Source organism: Oceanobacillus jeddahensis (assembly GCF_000750635.1).
GTDB classification, from domain to species: domain Bacteria; phylum Bacillota; class Bacilli; order Bacillales; family Amphibacillaceae; genus Oceanobacillus; species Oceanobacillus jeddahense.
In genome coordinates this window covers 763,608-781,894 of sequence record NZ_CCDM010000001.1, presented here as the reverse complement: position 1 = coordinate 781,894, position 18,287 = coordinate 763,608, and the positions used below count along the sequence as shown (strand labels likewise).

At 38.8% G+C, this 18,287-nt stretch carries 16 protein-coding genes; 2 read left to right on the top strand and 14 right to left on the bottom strand.

Annotated elements, in window-relative coordinates:
- Positions 1–799 precede the first annotated feature (799 nt).
- From BN986_RS03530 to BN986_RS03515, 4 genes are all read right to left on the bottom strand, one after another.
- Positions 800–2,035, bottom strand: a complete 1,236-nt coding sequence (locus BN986_RS03530) for a serine hydroxymethyltransferase (protein WP_040979152.1) — start codon at positions 2,033–2,035, stop codon at positions 800–802.
- 87 nt (positions 2,036–2,122) lie between these two features.
- Positions 2,123–2,668, bottom strand: a complete 546-nt coding sequence (locus tag BN986_RS03525; RefSeq protein ID WP_074435606.1) for a TIGR01440 family protein — start codon at positions 2,666–2,668, stop codon at positions 2,123–2,125.
- 164 nt (positions 2,669–2,832) lie between these two features.
- Entirely contained in the window at positions 2,833–4,215 is a 1,383-nt protein-coding gene (locus BN986_RS03520; RefSeq protein WP_040978255.1) for a methyl-accepting chemotaxis protein, read from the bottom strand.
- Between the two features lie 437 nt (positions 4,216–4,652).
- On the bottom strand, positions 4,653–5,252 hold the full coding sequence (locus BN986_RS03515; RefSeq protein ID WP_040978254.1) for a low molecular weight protein arginine phosphatase: 600 nt from the start codon (positions 5,250–5,252) through the stop codon (positions 4,653–4,655).
- Between the two features lie 122 nt (positions 5,253–5,374).
- On the opposite strand from BN986_RS03515, the gene BN986_RS27305 reads away from it, so the two are divergent.
- Together BN986_RS27305 and BN986_RS03510 are read left to right on the top strand one after the other, a co-directional pair.
- On the top strand, positions 5,375–5,542 hold the full coding sequence (locus BN986_RS27305; RefSeq protein WP_187378517.1) for a hypothetical protein: 168 nt from the start codon (positions 5,375–5,377) through the stop codon (positions 5,540–5,542).
- 348 nt (positions 5,543–5,890) lie between these two features.
- Positions 5,891–7,357 carry an alpha-amylase gene (locus tag BN986_RS03510; protein WP_040978253.1) on the top strand — a complete coding sequence of 489 codons (1,467 nt, stop codon included), beginning with the start codon at positions 5,891–5,893 and terminating at the stop codon, positions 7,355–7,357.
- 113 nt (positions 7,358–7,470) lie between these two features.
- Here BN986_RS03510 and BN986_RS03505 read toward each other — a convergent pair whose 3' ends face one another.
- From BN986_RS03505 to BN986_RS03460, 10 genes are all read right to left on the bottom strand, one after another.
- The gene (locus BN986_RS03505) at positions 7,471–8,019 is read right to left on the bottom strand and encodes a manganese efflux pump MntP (RefSeq protein ID WP_040978252.1); all 549 of its coding nucleotides are present in this window, start codon (positions 8,017–8,019) and stop codon (positions 7,471–7,473) included.
- A 383-nt stretch (positions 8,020–8,402) separates the two neighbouring features.
- A complete protein-coding gene (locus BN986_RS03500; protein WP_040978251.1) occupies positions 8,403–9,428 on the bottom strand; it encodes an L-threonylcarbamoyladenylate synthase in 1,026 nt (341 codons plus the stop codon).
- A gap of 235 nt (positions 9,429–9,663) precedes the next feature.
- Entirely contained in the window at positions 9,664–10,065 is a 402-nt protein-coding gene (locus BN986_RS03495; protein WP_040978250.1) for a hypothetical protein, read from the bottom strand.
- Between the two features lie 178 nt (positions 10,066–10,243).
- A complete protein-coding gene (gene spoIIR, locus BN986_RS03490) occupies positions 10,244–10,837 on the bottom strand; it encodes a stage II sporulation protein R (protein ID WP_040978249.1) in 594 nt (197 codons plus the stop codon).
- A gap of 126 nt (positions 10,838–10,963) precedes the next feature.
- Positions 10,964–11,827 (bottom strand): peptide chain release factor N(5)-glutamine methyltransferase, encoded by an 864-nt coding sequence (gene prmC, locus BN986_RS03485; protein WP_040978248.1) that lies wholly within the window; start codon positions 11,825–11,827, stop codon positions 10,964–10,966.
- A 3-nt stretch (positions 11,828–11,830) separates the two neighbouring features.
- Positions 11,831–12,901: a peptide chain release factor 1 gene (gene prfA, locus BN986_RS03480; RefSeq protein WP_040978247.1), complete on the bottom strand. Its 1,071-nt coding sequence runs from the start codon at positions 12,899–12,901 to the stop codon at positions 11,831–11,833.
- 248 nt (positions 12,902–13,149) lie between these two features.
- Positions 13,150–13,773, bottom strand: coding sequence for a thymidine kinase (locus tag BN986_RS03475; protein WP_040978246.1), 624 nt, complete (start codon positions 13,771–13,773; stop codon positions 13,150–13,152).
- A 266-nt stretch (positions 13,774–14,039) separates the two neighbouring features.
- A complete protein-coding gene (locus BN986_RS03470) occupies positions 14,040–14,285 on the bottom strand; it encodes a type B 50S ribosomal protein L31 (RefSeq protein ID WP_040978245.1) in 246 nt (81 codons plus the stop codon).
- Positions 14,286–14,420: 135 nt separating this feature from the next.
- Positions 14,421–15,716 carry a transcription termination factor Rho gene (gene rho / locus BN986_RS03465; RefSeq protein WP_040978244.1) on the bottom strand — a complete coding sequence of 432 codons (1,296 nt, stop codon included), beginning with the start codon at positions 15,714–15,716 and terminating at the stop codon, positions 14,421–14,423.
- A gap of 1,230 nt (positions 15,717–16,946) precedes the next feature.
- Positions 16,947–18,233, bottom strand: coding sequence for a UDP-N-acetylglucosamine 1-carboxyvinyltransferase (locus BN986_RS03460; RefSeq protein WP_040978242.1), 1,287 nt, complete (start codon positions 18,231–18,233; stop codon positions 16,947–16,949).
- Positions 18,234–18,287 lie beyond the last annotated feature (54 nt).

Genomic DNA, 18,287 nt, shown 5'->3' with positions numbered 1-18,287 from the left:
TTTATTGCAAAAATTATAATTTTTTCTATTATCTCGTTGATTTAAGGAGAAATCAAGCTGGTTTTACTATCAATTTAAAGATAGATTTACTTTAGAGTAAGAAAGGCTTCTTGGTTGTAACTGTGGAAAAATTAAATACTCAACTTTCGCACATAAAAAGTAACTTCATTTATATAGAAACAGGAGTGGTTCGTTCTTTTGATAATCCTTGACCAAGAATAGAAGGTGAGATGTATAGCACCGCTGCGGCGGACCGTTTTGCTTTCCTAGGGGCACGCTCTTCAGCTAACTTTTGCCAAGAAGTGCACTTGGCAAAAGTGGATCTTCAGATAGTGCTGATCCCTCAGGAGTCAAAACGGTCCGCCTCCGCTAGTTAGATGTTCTATACGTGGAATAGCTGAACAAATAAAAGGTAGATCAGGTAGAACATATTTTTTGCTGTATGGTAAAAATGTTCAGCAATGATTGATTGTTCATACGAGCTATTTCATCCAACTCATCAAAATGTTATTTCTTTCATTTGCTGTATAATCCTATCAGAGCGCAGGGCAACCACGGAGACTGAGTGGTTTGCAGGCTAAACCCGTAACTCCTGGGATTGGAACTGCGATTACTCGTCACATCAAAACCGTCGCTGGTTACAGTGCTTAACCACATAATAAATGATTGATGATGTTAGAGAAAAAGATTGATTTAATAATTCAGTCTATACAGAAATAAAAATCCGCAGAGTCAGGTACTCTGCGGATTTTTATTATCCTGCTTTCATAGTATAACTGTTATCCACATTGGGGATATTTTATTTATAAAGCGGGAATTTTTCTGTTAATGCTTGTACACGTTCTTTCGCTTCGTTTAATTTTGCTTCGTCTTCATTATTTTTTAAAGTAAGAGAGATGATTGCAGCGATTTCTTTCATTTCTTTGATACCAAATCCACGCGTTGTTACTGCTGCTGTTCCAATACGGACACCGCTAGTGACAAACGGGCTTTCTGTATCAAAAGGAATAGTATTTTTGTTTGTGGTTACACCAACATCATCTAACGCTTTTTCCGCTACTTTTCCAGTAAGATTTAATGGTGTAACATCTAATAATAATAAATGATTGTCTGTTCCGCCTGAAACGATACGGATACCTTCATCTTGTAAAGCTTCTCCAAGTGCTTTGGCATTCTCAATAATTTTCCCAGAGTATGCTTTAAAATCATCGGATAATACTTCTTTAAAGGAAACTGCCTTAGCCGCAATAATATGCATTAAAGGTCCGCCTTGAATCCCCGGGAAGATAGCTTTATCAATTTTCTTCGCATATTCTTCTTTACAAAGAATCATTCCTCCGCGTGGTCCGCGAAGTGTTTTATGCGTTGTAGTTGTGACAAAATCAGAATATGGAACCGGATTTTCATGGTGTCCTGTAGCGACTAAACCGGCAATATGTGCCATGTCAACCATTAAATAAGCACCAACCGCATCCGCAATCTCTCTAAACTTCTTAAAATCTATGCCCCGGGAATACGCACTTGCACCTGCAACGATTAATTTCGGTTTTACTTCTTTTGCTTTTTCAAGTACAGCATCATAATCCAGCTGTTCGGTCTCTTTATCTACACCATAGTCCACAAAGTTGTATAAACCGCCACTAAAGTTAACCGGGCTTCCATGCGTTAAATGTCCACCGTGATTTAAATTCATACCTAATACCGTGTCTCCAGGCTCCAGAAAGGTAAAATATATTGCCATATTCGCTTGGGAACCGGAGTGAGGCTGTACATTGGCATGATCCGCTCCAAATATTTCTTTCGCACGTTCTCTAGCAAGGTTCTCCACTATATCTACATACTCACAGCCGCCGTAATAGCGTTTATCGGGATAGCCTTCCGCATATTTATTGGTAAGTATGGAACCCATCGCATCCATCACTGCCTTGGATACAAAATTTTCTGAAGCGATCAGCTCAATCTTATTATGCTGACGTTCCTTCTCTTGCAACATTGCCTGAAAAACTTCATTATCTGCTTGTTTTACATATTCCATCATTACTGCACAGCCTCCTAATATAAGGTAAAATTTATTATTATTTGTTGTTCAAACTAAAATGAAAGGAATAAAGAATCCAATCTATTAGTTAGATGGATTCTCTCCATAAGATGCCCGATGGCCACCAATTAATTTCGGGCGCGTCCGGGCTACTCGAATTCTGGCGTGACCAACCGTACGTTGTTTCAGTTTTAGCGGCACTGCAACGGCTTTTAAGTGCATACCAATCATTGTTTCTCCAATGTCTATCCCGGCATGGGCACTTATATTTTCAACAACCACAGGATCTTGCATACACTTATAAGCATATGTCGCCATCGATCCTCCCGCTTGTGGAACAGGAACCACAGCAACTTCCTCCAGATTGTATTGCATCATTGTCTGCCTATCAACGACAAGGGAACGGTTCAAATGCTCGCAGCATTGAAAAGCAAGATGAATACCTGTTTGCTTTTGAAGGTTCGTCATCTGCTCATAAAGACTTTCGGCGATTTCCATACTTCCGTTTGTTCCAATTGGCTTTCCAGCTACTTCACTTGTGGAACACCCAATAACAACAATCTCATCTTTTTGCAGAATACTCGTCTCCAGCCATTGATTAATAACTTGTTCTAAGTCTTCTGCTATCATTATGACTCACCTCTACTAAATTATTGCAGTTTAACTATATCCGTTGAAATAAAGGTTTTACTTTATCAACTATTTTGCATGTATATCTTGTTATTCCTTTTGTTCATTCGTTTGAAACAGCAAATAATAGAATCATCTATAAGCATATCATGATTTTTTTAAAATTACGATACATCTTGATGCCTGTTTTCTTTTAAAGGTCCCTCCTCCTGATGTAAGGAGTTTATTGGCGTAACACTGGTAGATTCAGACACTTGTTTCACGCTAAATTGTTTAATCTGCTCTCTTAAGCTTCCTGCATGCTCTTCCATTTGCCTTGCTAATTCGTCAACCTGTTCCATGGTTACAATTTGCTCTTGAATAGCGGCGTTAACTTCTTGCGTACCTGCAGAGGTTTCTTCTGCAATAGCTGCTACTTCCTGTGACTGATTTGCTGTATTTTGAATCGATTTCAATTGCTGCTCCACCAGTTCATAAATTGTATCAACCTGCGTAGCTGTTTCCGTTACCGTTGTCCCCATCTCCCTAATAGTGTGATTGGTATTTTCTCCACGGTTCACTTCCTCACGTGCTGATTTTGCGTTCTTATTAATTTTTACTGCCAGCTGCTTTACGTCTTCCTGAATAGAAAGCAACAGCTCAGAAATATCATTTACTGCTTTTCCGCTCTGATCAGCGAGCTTTCGTACTTCTTCCGCAACAACAGCAAAACCTTTCCCATGTTCTCCTGCACGGGCAGCTTCAATAGAGGCATTTAACGCTAATAAGTTGGTTTGGTCGGCAATCTCTCCGACCAAAGTGATAATTCCTTCCACTTCCATCGTACTTTGGCGTAAATGATTTACGTCTTCTAAAGAGACCTCTTGTTCAACGGCGATACGCTGAATGCCATCAACTAATTGTTTGACTACATTTTGTCCTTCTTCCAGCCTATGAATCATAGCGTGGGATTGTTTTTTTGATGTCTCTGCTTTATGCTGGACCTCGTTGGCTAATTCGGTGGCTATTTCAATAGATCCAACTGTTTCCTGTGTAGCCCGTGATGAATTCTCCGCACCATCAGAAATCTCGTTAATCGATTCGCCAATCGCCGCAGAATGTTTTGATGCCGTATTCGATGCCTCTTTTAACTGATGAACAGTAGCATTGGTTTCTTCAAAATGCTGATCAATATTTGTTACCATTCTATTTAAACTTTGGAGCATACTGTTGACAGCAACCGATAAAGATTTAATCTCATCATCCGATTTCGGAATTTCTACCCGTACTTCTAAATTTCCTTTTGCAGCTTCACCTGTGATTTGTTCTAATTTTTGCAAAGGTTTCGTAATCCATCTTGCTGCAAAGAAAGCAAGAATTCCAGACCATATCACACCAGCCAATAATGTAAAAATAACAAAGCTCTGTTGCGAAATATTGATCCAAGGTTGTATATAATCAAATAAAATGTAAATAAAAAAAGCACTTGTTGAATAGGTAATAAGCGCTAAAAAGGTCGTAAACACAACAAGCTTTAATCTAAGACTAAATCGATAATGATTCCCCATGAAACCTTCCACTCCCTTTAGTTCATTTTTATCGCAGTGTAACTGGCTGGGGCTGCGATTACTCGCCCCATCGAAAGGATTTGTAAGACTCCCACTTCTAGAATAGAGGAAACTCGAAAATTCTAAGTGGGAGATCCAACAGCCAGTAACGGCCCGATCCGTTCAACTAACATTCAGCGGGGGATAAAGAAAAACCCCACTCAATGAAGTTTCACTTTATACGGGTATTATAAAGCTTCAGCCCTAAGCAGTGGAAACCTGGTTATAACGTCAGCAAAGCCTTATAAGAAAAACGTGTTCTTCTTTTTTCTTATACCTGACGTGCACAAAAACAGAATAAGCGCTTGCAAAGGAAATATCTCTCTCTTATCCTTTATCTGTTGTTTATATCTTCAAGAAGTTTTATAGGCTGCAATACCTCTTTCACCTTTAAAAGGTTAAGGAGATAACCATTGATCCAGGCACGATTCAATTTCTTCTTTTGTCTTCATGTAATACGATGTCGGTCCGCCAAACGGATCCGCAATATCAGAATTTGTCAGCTGTCTTTTTAAATCATGAATGACCTCAATTTCTTCACGACAGGCTTCATACAAAAGCTCACTTTGTTTTAATGGATCCATGTGAGAATCGTGCTGCTCTAAACAGCGACTTCTTTTTTCTTCCAAATCTGCATAGGCTTTTTCTAATTGATTCCATATTTGTATATCGGCATATAGTGCAAATTCTTTAAGTGTATATGTCTTTTTTCTTTCTTTGGGATAATTAGACCAGACTATTTCTTTATGTGACGTGGTCATTGTGAGGATTAAGTCTGCCCATTGCACTAATTCTTCACTAATTGGAGTGGCTTGATGGTTTAATTCAATCCCATCCCGCTCTAACACTTCTGTTGTCTGGATACTTGCAGATGCTCCCGGCATTGCGCTTATTCCGCAAGACCTAACTTGAATATCTTCTTGGGCGCGATTTCTTAATAATGCTTCTGCCATCGGACTGCGGCATGTATTTCCTGTGCATACAAATAGTACATTCATTCGGTGAATCCTCCTATTTTTATTATGACGATTTGAAAATTCAATTATTGATCTGTTTATTTTTTCTACCTATAAAACGAAACTTCATTCAGTGGGAGTTTTTCGACGCACAACTCTTTACGATGGGACGAGTAATCGCAGTCCCAGTCCCAGGATGTGCTAGTGCAGACGTTGCAACAACGGTTTTCGATGGGGTGAGTAATCGCAAAAGCTCTTCGATGGGGCGAGTAATCGCAGCCCCAACCCCAGGACGTCGCGAACTTAGTCTGCTTCCTTCATTCTCCCACTGAATTAGCCTTAGTGATTCAGTGAGGTAGCGCCCGTTATCTTCCACCTAAATAAATTTATTTTCGCTCTTTATATTGTGGCGGGAGTTTTACGGGCGGTTCTCCGTGATAAATCAAGAAATAAGATTTTCTTTATCATATCAATGAATAATATCCAAATAAAGTATCATATACCGTTTCGGAATCTTTTGTACCTTCTTCCATCATATCAGGTTTCGTTTTTATTAAAAAAGTGAATGTAAAACTTAATGATTAAAATAAACGGAAGAAGGGCTGTTATAGTTATGACTACTCACAATGTAATATGCATACGTACATGCTTTATCAACAGAGAGGGAAAGGAGAAATAATATGGAACGAAATCATACGATAATCCAATTCTTTGAATGGCATGTAGAGGCTGATGGATTGCATTGGGATCGCCTGAAAGAGCTTGCTCCGGAACTGAAAAAGAAAGGGATAGATTCCGTTTGGATTCCCCCTGTAACAAAGGGGATTTCTCTAGAAGATACGGGTTATGCCCCCTATGATTTATACGACTTAGGTGAATTTAATCAAAAAGGAACGGTCAGTACAAAATACGGGAATAAACAGGCATTGCATGATGCAGTTGCAGCTTGTCATGAACACGATATCCACGTTTATGTGGATGTCGTGCTGAACCATAAAGCCGGGGCAGATGAAACTGAGGTATTTCAGGTTATCGAGGTGGATCCAAATAACCGGACAGAAGAAGTTTCAGAGCCCTTTGATATTGAAGGCTGGACAAAATTCACATTTCCAAACCGAAATGATCGCTACTCTTCGTTCAAATGGGGATTTGAACATTTTAACGGGACAGACTATGATGCAATGGAGGATAGAACCGGAGTATTCCAAATTGTAGGGGATTATAAATCTTGGAGTGAAGAAGTAGACGATGAGTTTGGTAATTATGATTATTTGATGTTTGCGAATATCGATTATAATCATCCGGATGTACAGGAGGAAATGGTTCGATGGGGAAAATGGTTTGCTGATACAGTAAAATGCAATGGTTTCCGTTTAGATGCAATAAAACACATTAACCATGATTTTATAAAAATGTTTGTAGAACAGATTTCCCAATACTGTGGAGATGATTTTTATTTTGTAGGAGAGTTCTGGAAACACGATCTGGAAGCATGTCAACACTTTTTGGATCAGATCGATTACCGTATCGATTTATTTGACGTAGCTTTGCATGATAATTTATATACCGCATCCACATCCGGGAATAATTTTGACCTCACCACGATTTTTGATCATACATTGGTTCAATCACATCCGCTTCATGCGGTAACCTTTGTGGACAACCATGATACCCAACCGGATGAAGCACTTGAATCGTGGGTGGAGGATTGGTTTAAACAGATCGCTTATGCCCTTATATTACTACGCAAAGATGGGCTCCCATGTATCTTTTACGGAGATTATTTTGGCATTGGCGGAGAAGATCCCATCGAAGGCAAAAAAGAAGCGATTGATCCCCTTCTCTACACTCGTTATCATAAAGCATACGGAAAGCAAGAAGATTATTTCGATCATCCCAATACCATTGGCTGGGTCCGTTACGGCTTACCGGAAATAGAGCGTTCAGGCTGTGCAGTCGTTATTTCTAATGGAGATGACGGCGAAAAAAGAATGAACGCAGGAAAAGATCGTGCAGGGGAAATTTGGGTTGATCTGACGGGAAACAGAACCGATCATATTCCCATTGAAGAAGATGGATTTGCCACTTTTCCAGTTAATGGGGGCAGTGTATCTGTTTGGGCGCTTCCACGGGAAAATGTTGAATAACTTATCATCTTGTATTTTGTAATTTTATTTCAAAAATCCATAAGCAAGCTGGATAAAAGAGTAAAATCTCATAATCAAGGTTTTGTCCTTTTATCCTGCTTATTTTTTTACACTCAACTAAATATCAAATAAATCCCAAAGCATGAAAGAATGATTCCTCCAAACAATTCACTATAGGTCCCAAAGAATCCCTGCAGCCGTCTGCCTAACAACAAACCTATCCATGTGAATATACAGCTTACGATTCCGAATATAACGAGCGTAAAAATAATGGTTACTCCGGAAATTCCTAAGCTAAATCCTACTGTAAAACTATCCAGACTGACACTGAATGCTAACATCCATAGCCCAAGTCCAACTGGCTGCCACCTGTATTCGTCCGGGATGCGAAAAGCGGAAAAAAACATATGCGCACCAATAAAAAACAACAGTATTCCTGAAGCTAATGCAGTCCATTGTCCAACCTGTTCTGATAAAGCATGTCCGAGAAGCATGCCTGCCATTGGGAAAAGCATATGGAAGCCACCAATCACCAGCCCAATCATAGCAATCCGTTTTAATCGCATTCTATTCATTCCTAAGCCTAAGCTGATGGAGAATGCGTCCATGCTTAAACCAACTGCGAGTAAGGCCAATGAAATTAATTCGGTAGAAAAAAACATCCATAACATCCCCTTTGAAGCATGCTTGTACACTTTATGCTTCAAAAAAGGAGAATATGAATGTTTTTAAAAAATCTATCTTCTATATAACTTGAAATTAATATTTTACCTTCTGGCATTCGCTACGGAAAAACACTACGCTTTCCATGGGGACGGCTTCAGCTAACTTGAAAAGAAGGTCACTTTTCAAGTGGATCTTCAGCTCGACCTGTTCCCATAGGAGTCTCCGTGCTTTTCCTTTGGGACTGCGATTACTCTTCCCATCAAAACCGTCGCTAGTTACTGTGCTTATACCCAAAACTTTTCAAGCGTAAAAAATAGGTTTATTAATTCAATTTATATAACTTCTTTTCATGAATTTTCTTTATATTGAATAAGCCGTTTTATCTTTCAATCACGCTAACTGCTGCTTTTCGCAGACGATTCATCACAGCTTGGCCAATTCCTTCTTCTGAAAATGTTTCGCAAATAATTTTATCCACATTTGCTTGCTTAAAAAAACGTAATCCATCATATAAGGAGGAAGCAATTTCTTCTATTGTTTCTCCAAGCTTGTGCATATGCGTGTTCTCTGGGAAAATTCCAGCTGTTTGATCCGATACTAAAACACCAATCCTGCTTCCTGCTTGTATTTCTTTATCCACAAAATCCTGGAAAGCTGAAATAGAGCCCGTAAATAAATATAGTGGAACTTCTGGTGCATAATGTTTATATTTCATGCCAGGCGCTTTGGGACGGTCTTCAGACGTTACAAGGCCCGGGTCCATCATAACAGTACCTGCCTCCAGCTCTAATTGCTCTTTTGTAATTCCGCCAGGTCGTAAAATAACTGGAATTTCCCCTGTGCAATCAATAACTGTTGATTCTAAGCCGACACCTGTCTGCCCGCCATCTATCAATCCACTAATTCGTCCATTCAAATCCTCATACACATGTCCTGCAGCAGTTGGGCTGGGTTTTCCAGATACATTTGCACTCGGAGCCGCAACAGGTCTCCCTGCTCCTTGAATTAATGCAAGTGCAATGGGGTGGCTAGGGATTCGTACGCCAATTGTGGATAAACCAGCTTTTACATTCTCCGCGCAATAATCATTTGCTGGTAAAATATATGTTAAAGGTCCGGGCGAAAAGGCCTCGATTAATTTATACACATAGTTTGGAATAAATGTGACAAGCTCCTTTAATTGCTCTGTAGACGCAACATGAGCAATCAACGGATTATCCTGTGGACGGCCTTTTGCTGCAAATATTTTACGTACTGCTGCTGCATTGGTAGCATCTGCGCCGAGTCCGTAAACTGTTTCTGTAGGAAAAGCAACAACTTCTCCTGCTTTTAGCATATCAGCTGCTTCTTGTATATCTTGATCCAATATATTTGTTAAATTCATTTTCCATACCTTCGTGTGCATAACGTTCCCTCTTTTCTACGTATCTATTTTAGTCGATACACAGAAGAAACGCAAAAAAGGAGAATTTCGACATACTTATGCACATTATTCACAGTTTTTATCCACAAAAAGATGATTGCTCACACATATCCCCTAATTATACACACCCCTTTGTGAATAGTGTGCATAATTTCCTCTTGACAAATAGAAAGTAAATTGAGTCTAGTTATAGCAACTATTTCTCTTTTTTAGCGAACTAAGAAACTTGATAAGCCCACCAATTACCTGTTTTTTCTGAATTTATATTTTTAAAAGTGACATCGTTTTCTCTTTTGAATTGTAAAGACTCCAAAAGGATATCCACAACTGGACTCTGGTTATGCACATATACACATTTTACGTTATTTTCTCGAGAAATTACCAGCACAGATTCAAAAACAACAAATAATTTTTGAACATGCTCCTTGGTTAAATACAATTGCTTCAGCCAATAAGTCGATTCATCTACCATATCCAAGTTAAAACAGCCCTCAATGCTTCCGTTTATTTCTACAACATAACTTTCCTTTGTTAAATTTTTACCGAAAAGCTTTTCATTCTTATGAATAAATTCCTCCATTAACGCTACCTTCGCTTCTTTGACTTGGTAGATTTGCATTTTTTATCCTCCATTCTTTACATATTGATGGTTAATCCCACTTTGCATGTCCGTCATTTTCTGTTTTTGCATAATAGGCAAGTATAAGAAAAACGGACTGCCCATTTCCTGATTGACGCAAGATCTATTCGCAAATAAAGTTTCGCTTTAATACAAGTGTATGTCACTTTAAACAAAACTATGACAGTCCCAACCATTTAAATAGAAAGAACTCTACTTCAACCTCTTCTTCCTCTTCTATTTCTTCTACCTCATCACTCGCTACAGAAGTGCCGTTGAAGAAATCTAAAAAGCATAATGGCGGGAATAGAACACACCACCAGTTAGCACCGGAGCCTTCTCCAATTGTTACTAAAATCGCTTCGTATTCACCTGCTGGATAAAGATAGTTTCCGTATAATTTTGCTGGAAAAGATACATTCTCCCCATATTCCAGTTCAAAATCTTCATCGCTGTTTTCTTTTTCTAGTGTGTCCCTAATTACCTCTTCCAATTCTGGAAGATTTTCCTGAATCAGCTTTCGTGCTTCTTCAATATCATCAATATCTTTCACCCATTCCGTAATTACCTCGTTCACTTCATCACGGACTTTATGTTTTAATTCTTGATCTTTCTCACTATCACTATTTGCCAAAATGCGCAGTCTAATTGCTTCATCCGGAATAACCTGATAGTCAAGCTCTTTATGTTGCATTTCTTTTGCTACACTAATCACGGGAATAATTGATAATAATAAAAATAAAAGTCCTATTGCCATCCAAAATTTTTTCATTAAAAAAATCTCCCTTCCATCTATCTATGAGATAGTGTCGACAAGGAGATTTTTACTTATACAAGTTTCATAGAAATATATATTTGAATTCAACGTATATTTTTTCGCTATTTTGGGCATTTAAAATCAGCTTAAATGACTTGCCAATATGATTCGGTCCTTTCCATTTATATCCTTTTTAATTTCCACATGACTGTCAGGAAAAATGTGCTGTATGCGTTCTTTTACACGTTTACCTTGTGTATGACCAATTTCAAAAGCCAGCAGTGTACCCTGTTTTAAAGGCATCTCTTTCACTTGTGCCATAATCATGTAGTATGCAGCCAAACCATCCTCTTCCGCGAAAAGAGCTAGTTCTGGATCAAAATTACGGACGGTGTCACTAAGTTCCACTGCTTCTGATTTTGCAATATAAGGTGGGTTGGAAACAATTACATCAAACGGGATTGTTTCGTTCATCAGCGGAGATAAAAAATCGCCTTTCATGAATGAAACATCCGCTTTTAATTGATCAGCATTACGCTTGGCAACTTGGAGTGCTTCAGAAGAAATATCTGTAGCAAACACCTCTGCAGTTCCGAATTCTAACGCCAGTGTAATGGCAATAATTCCACTGCCTGTACCGATATCAACAATTCGTACAGGATCTGTTTCCGAGCCAATGTATTCCTTTATTGCGAGGACAAGTTCTTCCGTTTCTGGCCGCGGAATTAACACATTCTTGTTCACCTCGAAGGAACGGCCGTAAAATGCTTCATAACCGGTCAAATGTTGAACAGGGATTCCTGTTTCTGCATGTTTTTTGATATCTGCTTTTATCTGCATATGTTTTTCTTCTGATATTGGATTACGTAAAGAAAGCAGCCATTCCTGCTTAGATAAGCCTAAATGATGCTGTATTAAAATCTCAGCAACTTTTGGTTCTCTATTTGCTTTTTCTAAAAAAAGAGAAGCCCAATTAAGGACTTCGTAAATTTTTGTTTCCGTCATGAATTATTCACCAATCTGCTCTAATTTTTTTGCTTGCTCTTCCATCACAAGTGCATCGATAAATTCATCCAACTTACCCTGCATAATCTGATCCAGTTTTTGAATGGTTAAGCCGATACGATGATCTGTCACCCGGTTTTGCGGATAGTTGTACGTACGAATACGTTCCGAACGGTCTCCTGTCCCAACCGCCGATTTACGGCTTTCATCATACTCTGCTTGAGCTTCCTGCTGAAATTTATCATAAATACGGGCACGCAATACCTTCATTGCTTTTTCTTTATTCTTAATCTGTGATTTTTCATCCTGAATAGATACAACGATTCCAGTAGGCTCATGTGTTAAACGCACTGCTGACATCGTTGTATTAACACTTTGTCCTCCCGGTCCGCTGGAAGCAAAAGTATCTACACGGATATCCTTCTCATGCACGTCTATCTCTACTTCTTCTGCTTCCGGGAGTACAGCAACCGTTGCAGTAGAGGTATGAATACGGCCGCCTGATTCCGTTTCCGGAACACGTTGTACACGATGTGCGCCATTTTCATACTTCAATTTCGAGTAAACGTCTGCGCCATCGATCATAAAGATAATCTCTTTATATCCGCCCACACCTGTGGAACTGGCTTCCATCACGTCAATTTTCCAGCCCTGTGCTTCTGCATAACGCGAATACATCCGGTATAAATCGCCCGCAAATAAAGCCGCTTCATCTCCACCGGCAGCACCACGAATCTCCATAAAGACGTTTTTATCGTCATTCGGGTCTTTGGGAAGCAGAAGAATCTTCAGCCGCTCCTCCAGCTCTTCTTTTTTGGAGGATAGTTCAGATACTTCCGTTTTAGCCATTTCCAGCATTTCGTTATCTGATTCATCTTCCAGCATTTCTTTCGCATCTGCTAATTGTGATGTCACTTCTTTATACTCGCGGTAAGCTTGAACAACATCCTCTAAGCCAGCTTGTTCCTTCGAATATTCACGCAGTTTTTGTGTATCACCAATTACTTCTGGATCACTTAACATTTCATTTAATTTATTATACCGATCTTCCAGTGCTTGCAAACGATCTAACACAAGAATACACCTCTTTCTCCATAACAGTCTTATTATATTATAAGGGAGCATCCGGGTCAATTACACCTCTGATGCAAAGAAATTATATGTGCTGATAAAATGAAACCTCACTCAGTGGGAGTTTTACGGACAGTTCTCCGTGATAAATAAAAAACTATAGGCTCGGCATGTTTTATACATGACCAATCTACAGGCATTGTTAGTGTACAAAAAAACTGCCGAACATAAAAAAATCGGCAGTTTTCCTATTAATTATTTCCTTGTTTTACAACACGCTGCACTATATTTACCGCAGGCTTATTCGGCACTTCATGATGATGACGACAGCGCGGCTCATAGGATTCGGAAGCTCCAACTAAAATAACAGGGTCATCATAGGATGCCGGCTTGCCGTCAATCAAACGCTGTGTTCTGCTTGCTGGTGATCCGCAAATCGGGCAGATGGCATTTAATTTCGTGACAGATTCAGATAAGGCCATCAACTGAGGTACCGGCTCAAAAGGAACTCCCCGAAAATCCATATCCAAGCCTGCAACAATCACCCGGATATCCCGGCGGACAAGTTCTTCAATGACATCAATGACATCGTTATTAAAAAATTGTACTTCATCAATTGCTACAATTTCTACATCCGGTTTTATTTCATCTAAAATTTCTACCGCATTCCCAATCGATTTCGCAATCGTTGTTCTGCCGTCATGGGAAACAACTGCCGTTTCATCATAACGGTTATCTATAGCTGGTTTAAATACACACACGTCTATATGTGCATATGTCGCTCTTCTGACACGACGGATTAATTCTTCTGATTTCCCGGAAAACATACTCCCGCAAATTAATTCGACCCAGCCATTTCGCTTCATAATATGCATTTGGAGAAACTCCTCTCGCGAATAGTATAACTTAAGTATCTTATGTTAAAGCTCTTTTTGATGAAAAACGCAAGAAGCATTCTCGTCTATCCTCTAAAAAAGCTTGTTCTTCTATTATTATATGATAAATCAAAATAACTTATTTTTCATACTTTATCTCATAAAAAGTAAAAAAACAGGCAAAATGAGACATTTTGCCTGTCCTTTCGAATTCAATTCCTTACAAATATCCTTTTTATCCGGCATATTTCCGGTAAATCAGATCATTAGTTAAGGTTATATTTTTTCTTAAAGCGATCCACACGGCCGCCAACTTTGTCAGCTTTTTGCTTACCAGTGTAGAATGGATGTGAATCAGAGCTGATTTCAACTTTTAATAGCGGGTATGTGTTGCCATCTTCCCACTCAATTGTTTCATCTGATTCTTTCGTAGATCCGCTTAAGAACTTGTAATTCGTACTAGTATCTAGAAAAACTACTTTTCTGTACTCTGGATGAATATCATTTTTCATGTTCTTCTACTCCTTTTTGCCCTGAGTCCCTTGGAAACAGAGTTATTCGAAGAGTCGTTCGTGATGCAAAGCACCCTACCTAAACTCACACAGAAAAATTATAACAGTGTATGGCATGAAATGCAATAGAAGTTATTAACTTTCCTTTTTATTAGCATTCATTCCTTTTCGTTTCATTTCTTCATCCATCATTTGCAGGAATTCTTCGTTGTTCTTAGAATTTTTCATACGTTTTAAGAAGCGGTCTAAGAATTCATTAGAATCCTGCATTGTTTTGCGTAACAGCCACATTTTATCCAAATGTGCTTTATCTACTAAGAGCTCTTCTTTCCGGGTTCCTGAACGTAAAATATCGATAGCAGGGAAAATCCGGCGGTCCGCAAGATGCCGATTTAAGTGCAGCTCCATATTTCCTGTACCTTTAAATTCTTCATAAATGACATCGTCCATTCGTGAACCCGTATCTACTAATGCTGTAGCTAAGATGGTAAAGCTGCCGCCTTCTTCAATATTTCTCGCTGCTCCAAAGAAACGTTTTGGACGGTGGAAAGCTGCTGGATCAATCCCGCCAGATAACGTTCGTCCGCTTGGAGGAATAACTAAGTTATACGCTCGTGCTAAGCGTGTAATACTATCCATTAAAACAATTACATCACGCTTATGTTCCACAAGGCGCATCGCACGTTCTAAAACTAATTCAGACACTTTAATATGGCTCTCCGGAACTTCATCAAATGTAGAAGAAACCACATCGACATCAGGCCCTACAGAGCGTTCAATGTCCGTTACTTCCTCTGGTCGCTCATCCACTAACAGAATAATCAACTTGGCGTGCGGATGGTTGTGCGAAATGCTGTTTGCAATTTCTTTAATCAGCATCGTCTTACCAGCTTTAGGAGGCGCAACAATTAAACCACGCTGCCCAAAACCAACTGGTGTCATTAAATCCATAATACGTGTTGATAATTGCTTTGTTTCTGTTTCTAATTGAATTGGCCGGTTTGGATAAAGTGCCGTTAAAGCTGGAAAATGCACGCGTTCCTTTGAAGAATCTGGATCTTCATCATTGACAGCATCTACATGCAACAAACCATAATAGCGTTCATTTTCCTTTGGCGGCCGTACCTTCCCGGATACTTTATCTCCATTCCTTAAATCAAAACGGCGGATTTGGGAAGCAGAGATGTAGATATCCTCTGCACTTGGAGAATAATTAATTGGACGCAGAAATCCAAATCCCTCAGAAGGAATAATTTCTAAGATTCCATCCATAAATAAAAAGCCATCTTTTTCTGCCTGCGCTTTTAATATTGCAAAAATTAACTCTTTCTTTGTCAACTTCGCATAATACGAAATTTTATAATCTTTTGCTAGTGCATAAATTTCTTTTAATGTCATTGTCTCTAAACTAGAGATTGTCAGTGTTGCCATTAAATCACCACGCCTGTTCTAGGTTCTTTTATATATTTCTGATGGAATGAATAATCTCTATCCCATCTATTCATACAGTTACTACATTTTAGAAAAACGATTTGATGGAGAAGAAACCTCTACCTTTTTGAATAACATATAGGTTGTTTATACGTCACTTTATTATCCTCATTCTGCCTCTATCTTCTTGTCTTGTATCCGCTTCATTAAAGTACTGTTCTCTAAAAGGTATTTTCAAAATATATTTTTAAAAATGTAATTTATTATTTTAGCAGATATCTTTTGTTTTATTTTAGAAATGATATATCAGATATTGTATAAAGTCTCGTTAACTTCTTTTTCAGATTGTATTAAATCTCATTTTAAAAGTACCATCCTAATCACGGTATTTAAAACGGATTGTCCTATATATGGAAGGAATACTAAGAAGACTTGCTCTGTTTAACAGAGGCAATTAGAAGCTTTTAACATGTTACAGGTGTCTTAGATAATTACAGACGTTCACAATGAAGACTTCTTTTCTATTTGGCTGTCAGTCTTAATTTACTTTATTAAACATCTATTATCATACTCTTTTACCAATAAAGATTCAATAGACTTTTTTGTCAAAAATAGAGGAATTTTAGATCATATTGTAAATGGTTTTCGAATACCATCTGAAGTTAAAAGAAAATGTATCAATTACGCTGGCTTTCCAGACTTATCGAAGTTATTTGAGGATTGATAAGATGTGCCTTATTTTATTAAGAGGTTTAAGAAGAGTCAGGAAAATGATACATCTATATAAAAAAGCTTCGAACGCAAGTCTGAATGCGTTCTCGAAAAAACTATATTTGTAAGAGACCAGGGATCGAACTTTCCGTCAGGAATTTCTGTGTTTTTCTTTCGCCAGTCCATTTTCATTATTACCCGGTTTTATATTTTACAAACCCGACAGCCTTGCTGCACTTACTCAAGCTATTAAATACGCTGTTTTTTTCTGCCAAGAGCCGTCAAACCATGTGGGCACTATAGCGCCCGTTGTACTTTATTCTTTAAATTTTATACTTTCTAAAGTACAAAAAAGCTATATCATAAAAGAGAAGGAAAAGTCTTCTCTTTTATGATATACCTCTTCCTCTAAGAGGATGCTTAAAAGCAGACATAAACCGGAACGGCTATTGGTTCCACCGAAGACAATAACGTATCAGAAATGCAGTATCAATTTTATTTGTTTTGCTAATGTGCTTTTTACGTATTCTGATCTTGATAAATTTCGGATTCCGTCATCTCTTCTCTCCAAATAGTTGCCCCAAGAGAACTAAGCTTGTCCGTTAAATTCTCATAGCCACGGTCAATATGATCCAAACCAGTAATTTCGGTTACTCCATTCGCAAGCAAACCGGCTATCACTAGTGACGCTCCAGCACGAAGATCGCTAGCTTTTACTTTAGCGCCTTCTAATTGAACAGGGCCAGAAACAATTACCGAGCCACCTTCTACTTTTATTTCAGCGTTCATCCGGCGGAGCTCATCAATGTGCTTTAAACGCGCAGTATAAATGGTGTCAATAATCACACCCGAATGGCCTGCTTGTGTCAACAATGTTGTAAATGGTTGTTGCAGGTCTGTAGGGAACCCGGGATAAACTAATGTCTTAATATCCACACTACTCAAAGAATTTGCTCTAGCAATGTACAATTGATCATTATGCGATTCAATATTAACATTCATTTCTCGCAGCTTCGCAATTAAAGATTCCATGTGTTGTGGGATAACATTGTCAATGACAACTTCTTTCCCCATCGCAGCGGCTGCAATGGCATAAGTCCCTGCTTCAATACGGTCAGGAATGATGGTATGCGTACAGCCATGCAACGAAGGAACACCATCGATACGAATCACGTCTGTTCCAACACCTTTAATCTTGGCACCCATATTGGTTAATAACGTTGCAACATCAATAATTTCGGGTTCTTTTGCAGCATTTTCAATGATTGTTTGTCCTTTTGCCTTCACTGCTGCAAGCATAATATTGATCGTAGCCCCAACACTGACGACATCCAGATAAATACGTGCCCCACGGAGCTCATTTGCACGTAAATAGATAGCACCTTGCTCATTCGTTACTTCTGCCCCAAGCGCTTCAAAACCTTTAATATGCTGGTCGATTGGACGTGGACCTAAGTAACATCCTCCAGGTAAACCAATGACTGCTTTATTAAATTTTCCAAGCATAGCACCCATGAAGTAATAGGATGCACGTAATTTTTTGACTCTTCCGTTTGGTAATGGCATGGCAATCATCTTCTCTGGATGAATCGTCATGTCTTGACCATCCCGAGATACCGTTCCACCAATTTCTTCTAATAGCTCACCTAATGTGTCTACATCCGAAATGTCCGGCAATCCTTCAATTGTCACTGTCGAATCTGCAAGAATAGCTGCTGGCAATAGTGCAACCGCACTATTTTTTGCACCACTGATGTGAACTTCTCCAGATAGTTCATGCCCACCCTCAATTAATAACTTTTGCATGTAAAAACCTCGTTCCTATAGAAGTAGGATAACACTCCACAAGTTGTTTATAAA

Bases quoted from the DNA above. Each gene is read 5' to 3' on its own strand.
- BN986_RS27305 (WP_187378517.1), top strand. From the start codon at position 5,375: ATGGGACGAGTAATCGCAGTCCCAGTCCCAGGATGTGCTAGTGCAGAC.
- BN986_RS03530 (WP_040979152.1), bottom strand. From the start codon at position 2,035: ATGGAATATGTAAAACAAGCAGATAATGAAGTTTTTCAGGCAATGTTG.
- BN986_RS03475 (WP_040978246.1), bottom strand. From the start codon at position 13,773: ATGCATATTATGAAGCGAAATGGCTGGGTCGAATTAATTTGCGGGAGT.
- BN986_RS03460 (WP_040978242.1), bottom strand. From the start codon at position 18,233: ATGCAAAAGTTATTAATTGAGGGTGGGCATGAACTATCTGGAGAAGTT.
- BN986_RS03520 (WP_040978255.1), bottom strand. From the start codon at position 4,215: ATGGGGAATCATTATCGATTTAGTCTTAGATTAAAGCTTGTTGTGTTT.
- BN986_RS03510 (WP_040978253.1), top strand. From the start codon at position 5,891: ATGGAACGAAATCATACGATAATCCAATTCTTTGAATGGCATGTAGAG.
- BN986_RS03515 (WP_040978254.1), bottom strand. From the start codon at position 5,252: ATGAATGTACTATTTGTATGCACAGGAAATACATGCCGCAGTCCGATG.
- spoIIR (WP_040978249.1), bottom strand. From the start codon at position 10,837: ATGAAAAAATTTTGGATGGCAATAGGACTTTTATTTTTATTATTATCA.
- BN986_RS03470 (WP_040978245.1), bottom strand. From the start codon at position 14,285: ATGAAAAATGATATTCATCCAGAGTACAGAAAAGTAGTTTTTCTAGAT.
- rho (WP_040978244.1), bottom strand. From the start codon at position 15,716: ATGGCAACACTGACAATCTCTAGTTTAGAGACAATGACATTAAAAGAA.
- BN986_RS03495 (WP_040978250.1), bottom strand. From the start codon at position 10,065: ATGCAAATCTACCAAGTCAAAGAAGCGAAGGTAGCGTTAATGGAGGAA.
- BN986_RS03500 (WP_040978251.1), bottom strand. From the start codon at position 9,428: ATGCACACGAAGGTATGGAAAATGAATTTAACAAATATATTGGATCAA.
- prmC (WP_040978248.1), bottom strand. From the start codon at position 11,827: ATGACGGAAACAAAAATTTACGAAGTCCTTAATTGGGCTTCTCTTTTT.
- BN986_RS03505 (WP_040978252.1), bottom strand. From the start codon at position 8,019: ATGTTTTTTTCTACCGAATTAATTTCATTGGCCTTACTCGCAGTTGGT.
- BN986_RS03525 (WP_074435606.1), bottom strand. From the start codon at position 2,668: ATGATAGCAGAAGACTTAGAACAAGTTATTAATCAATGGCTGGAGACG.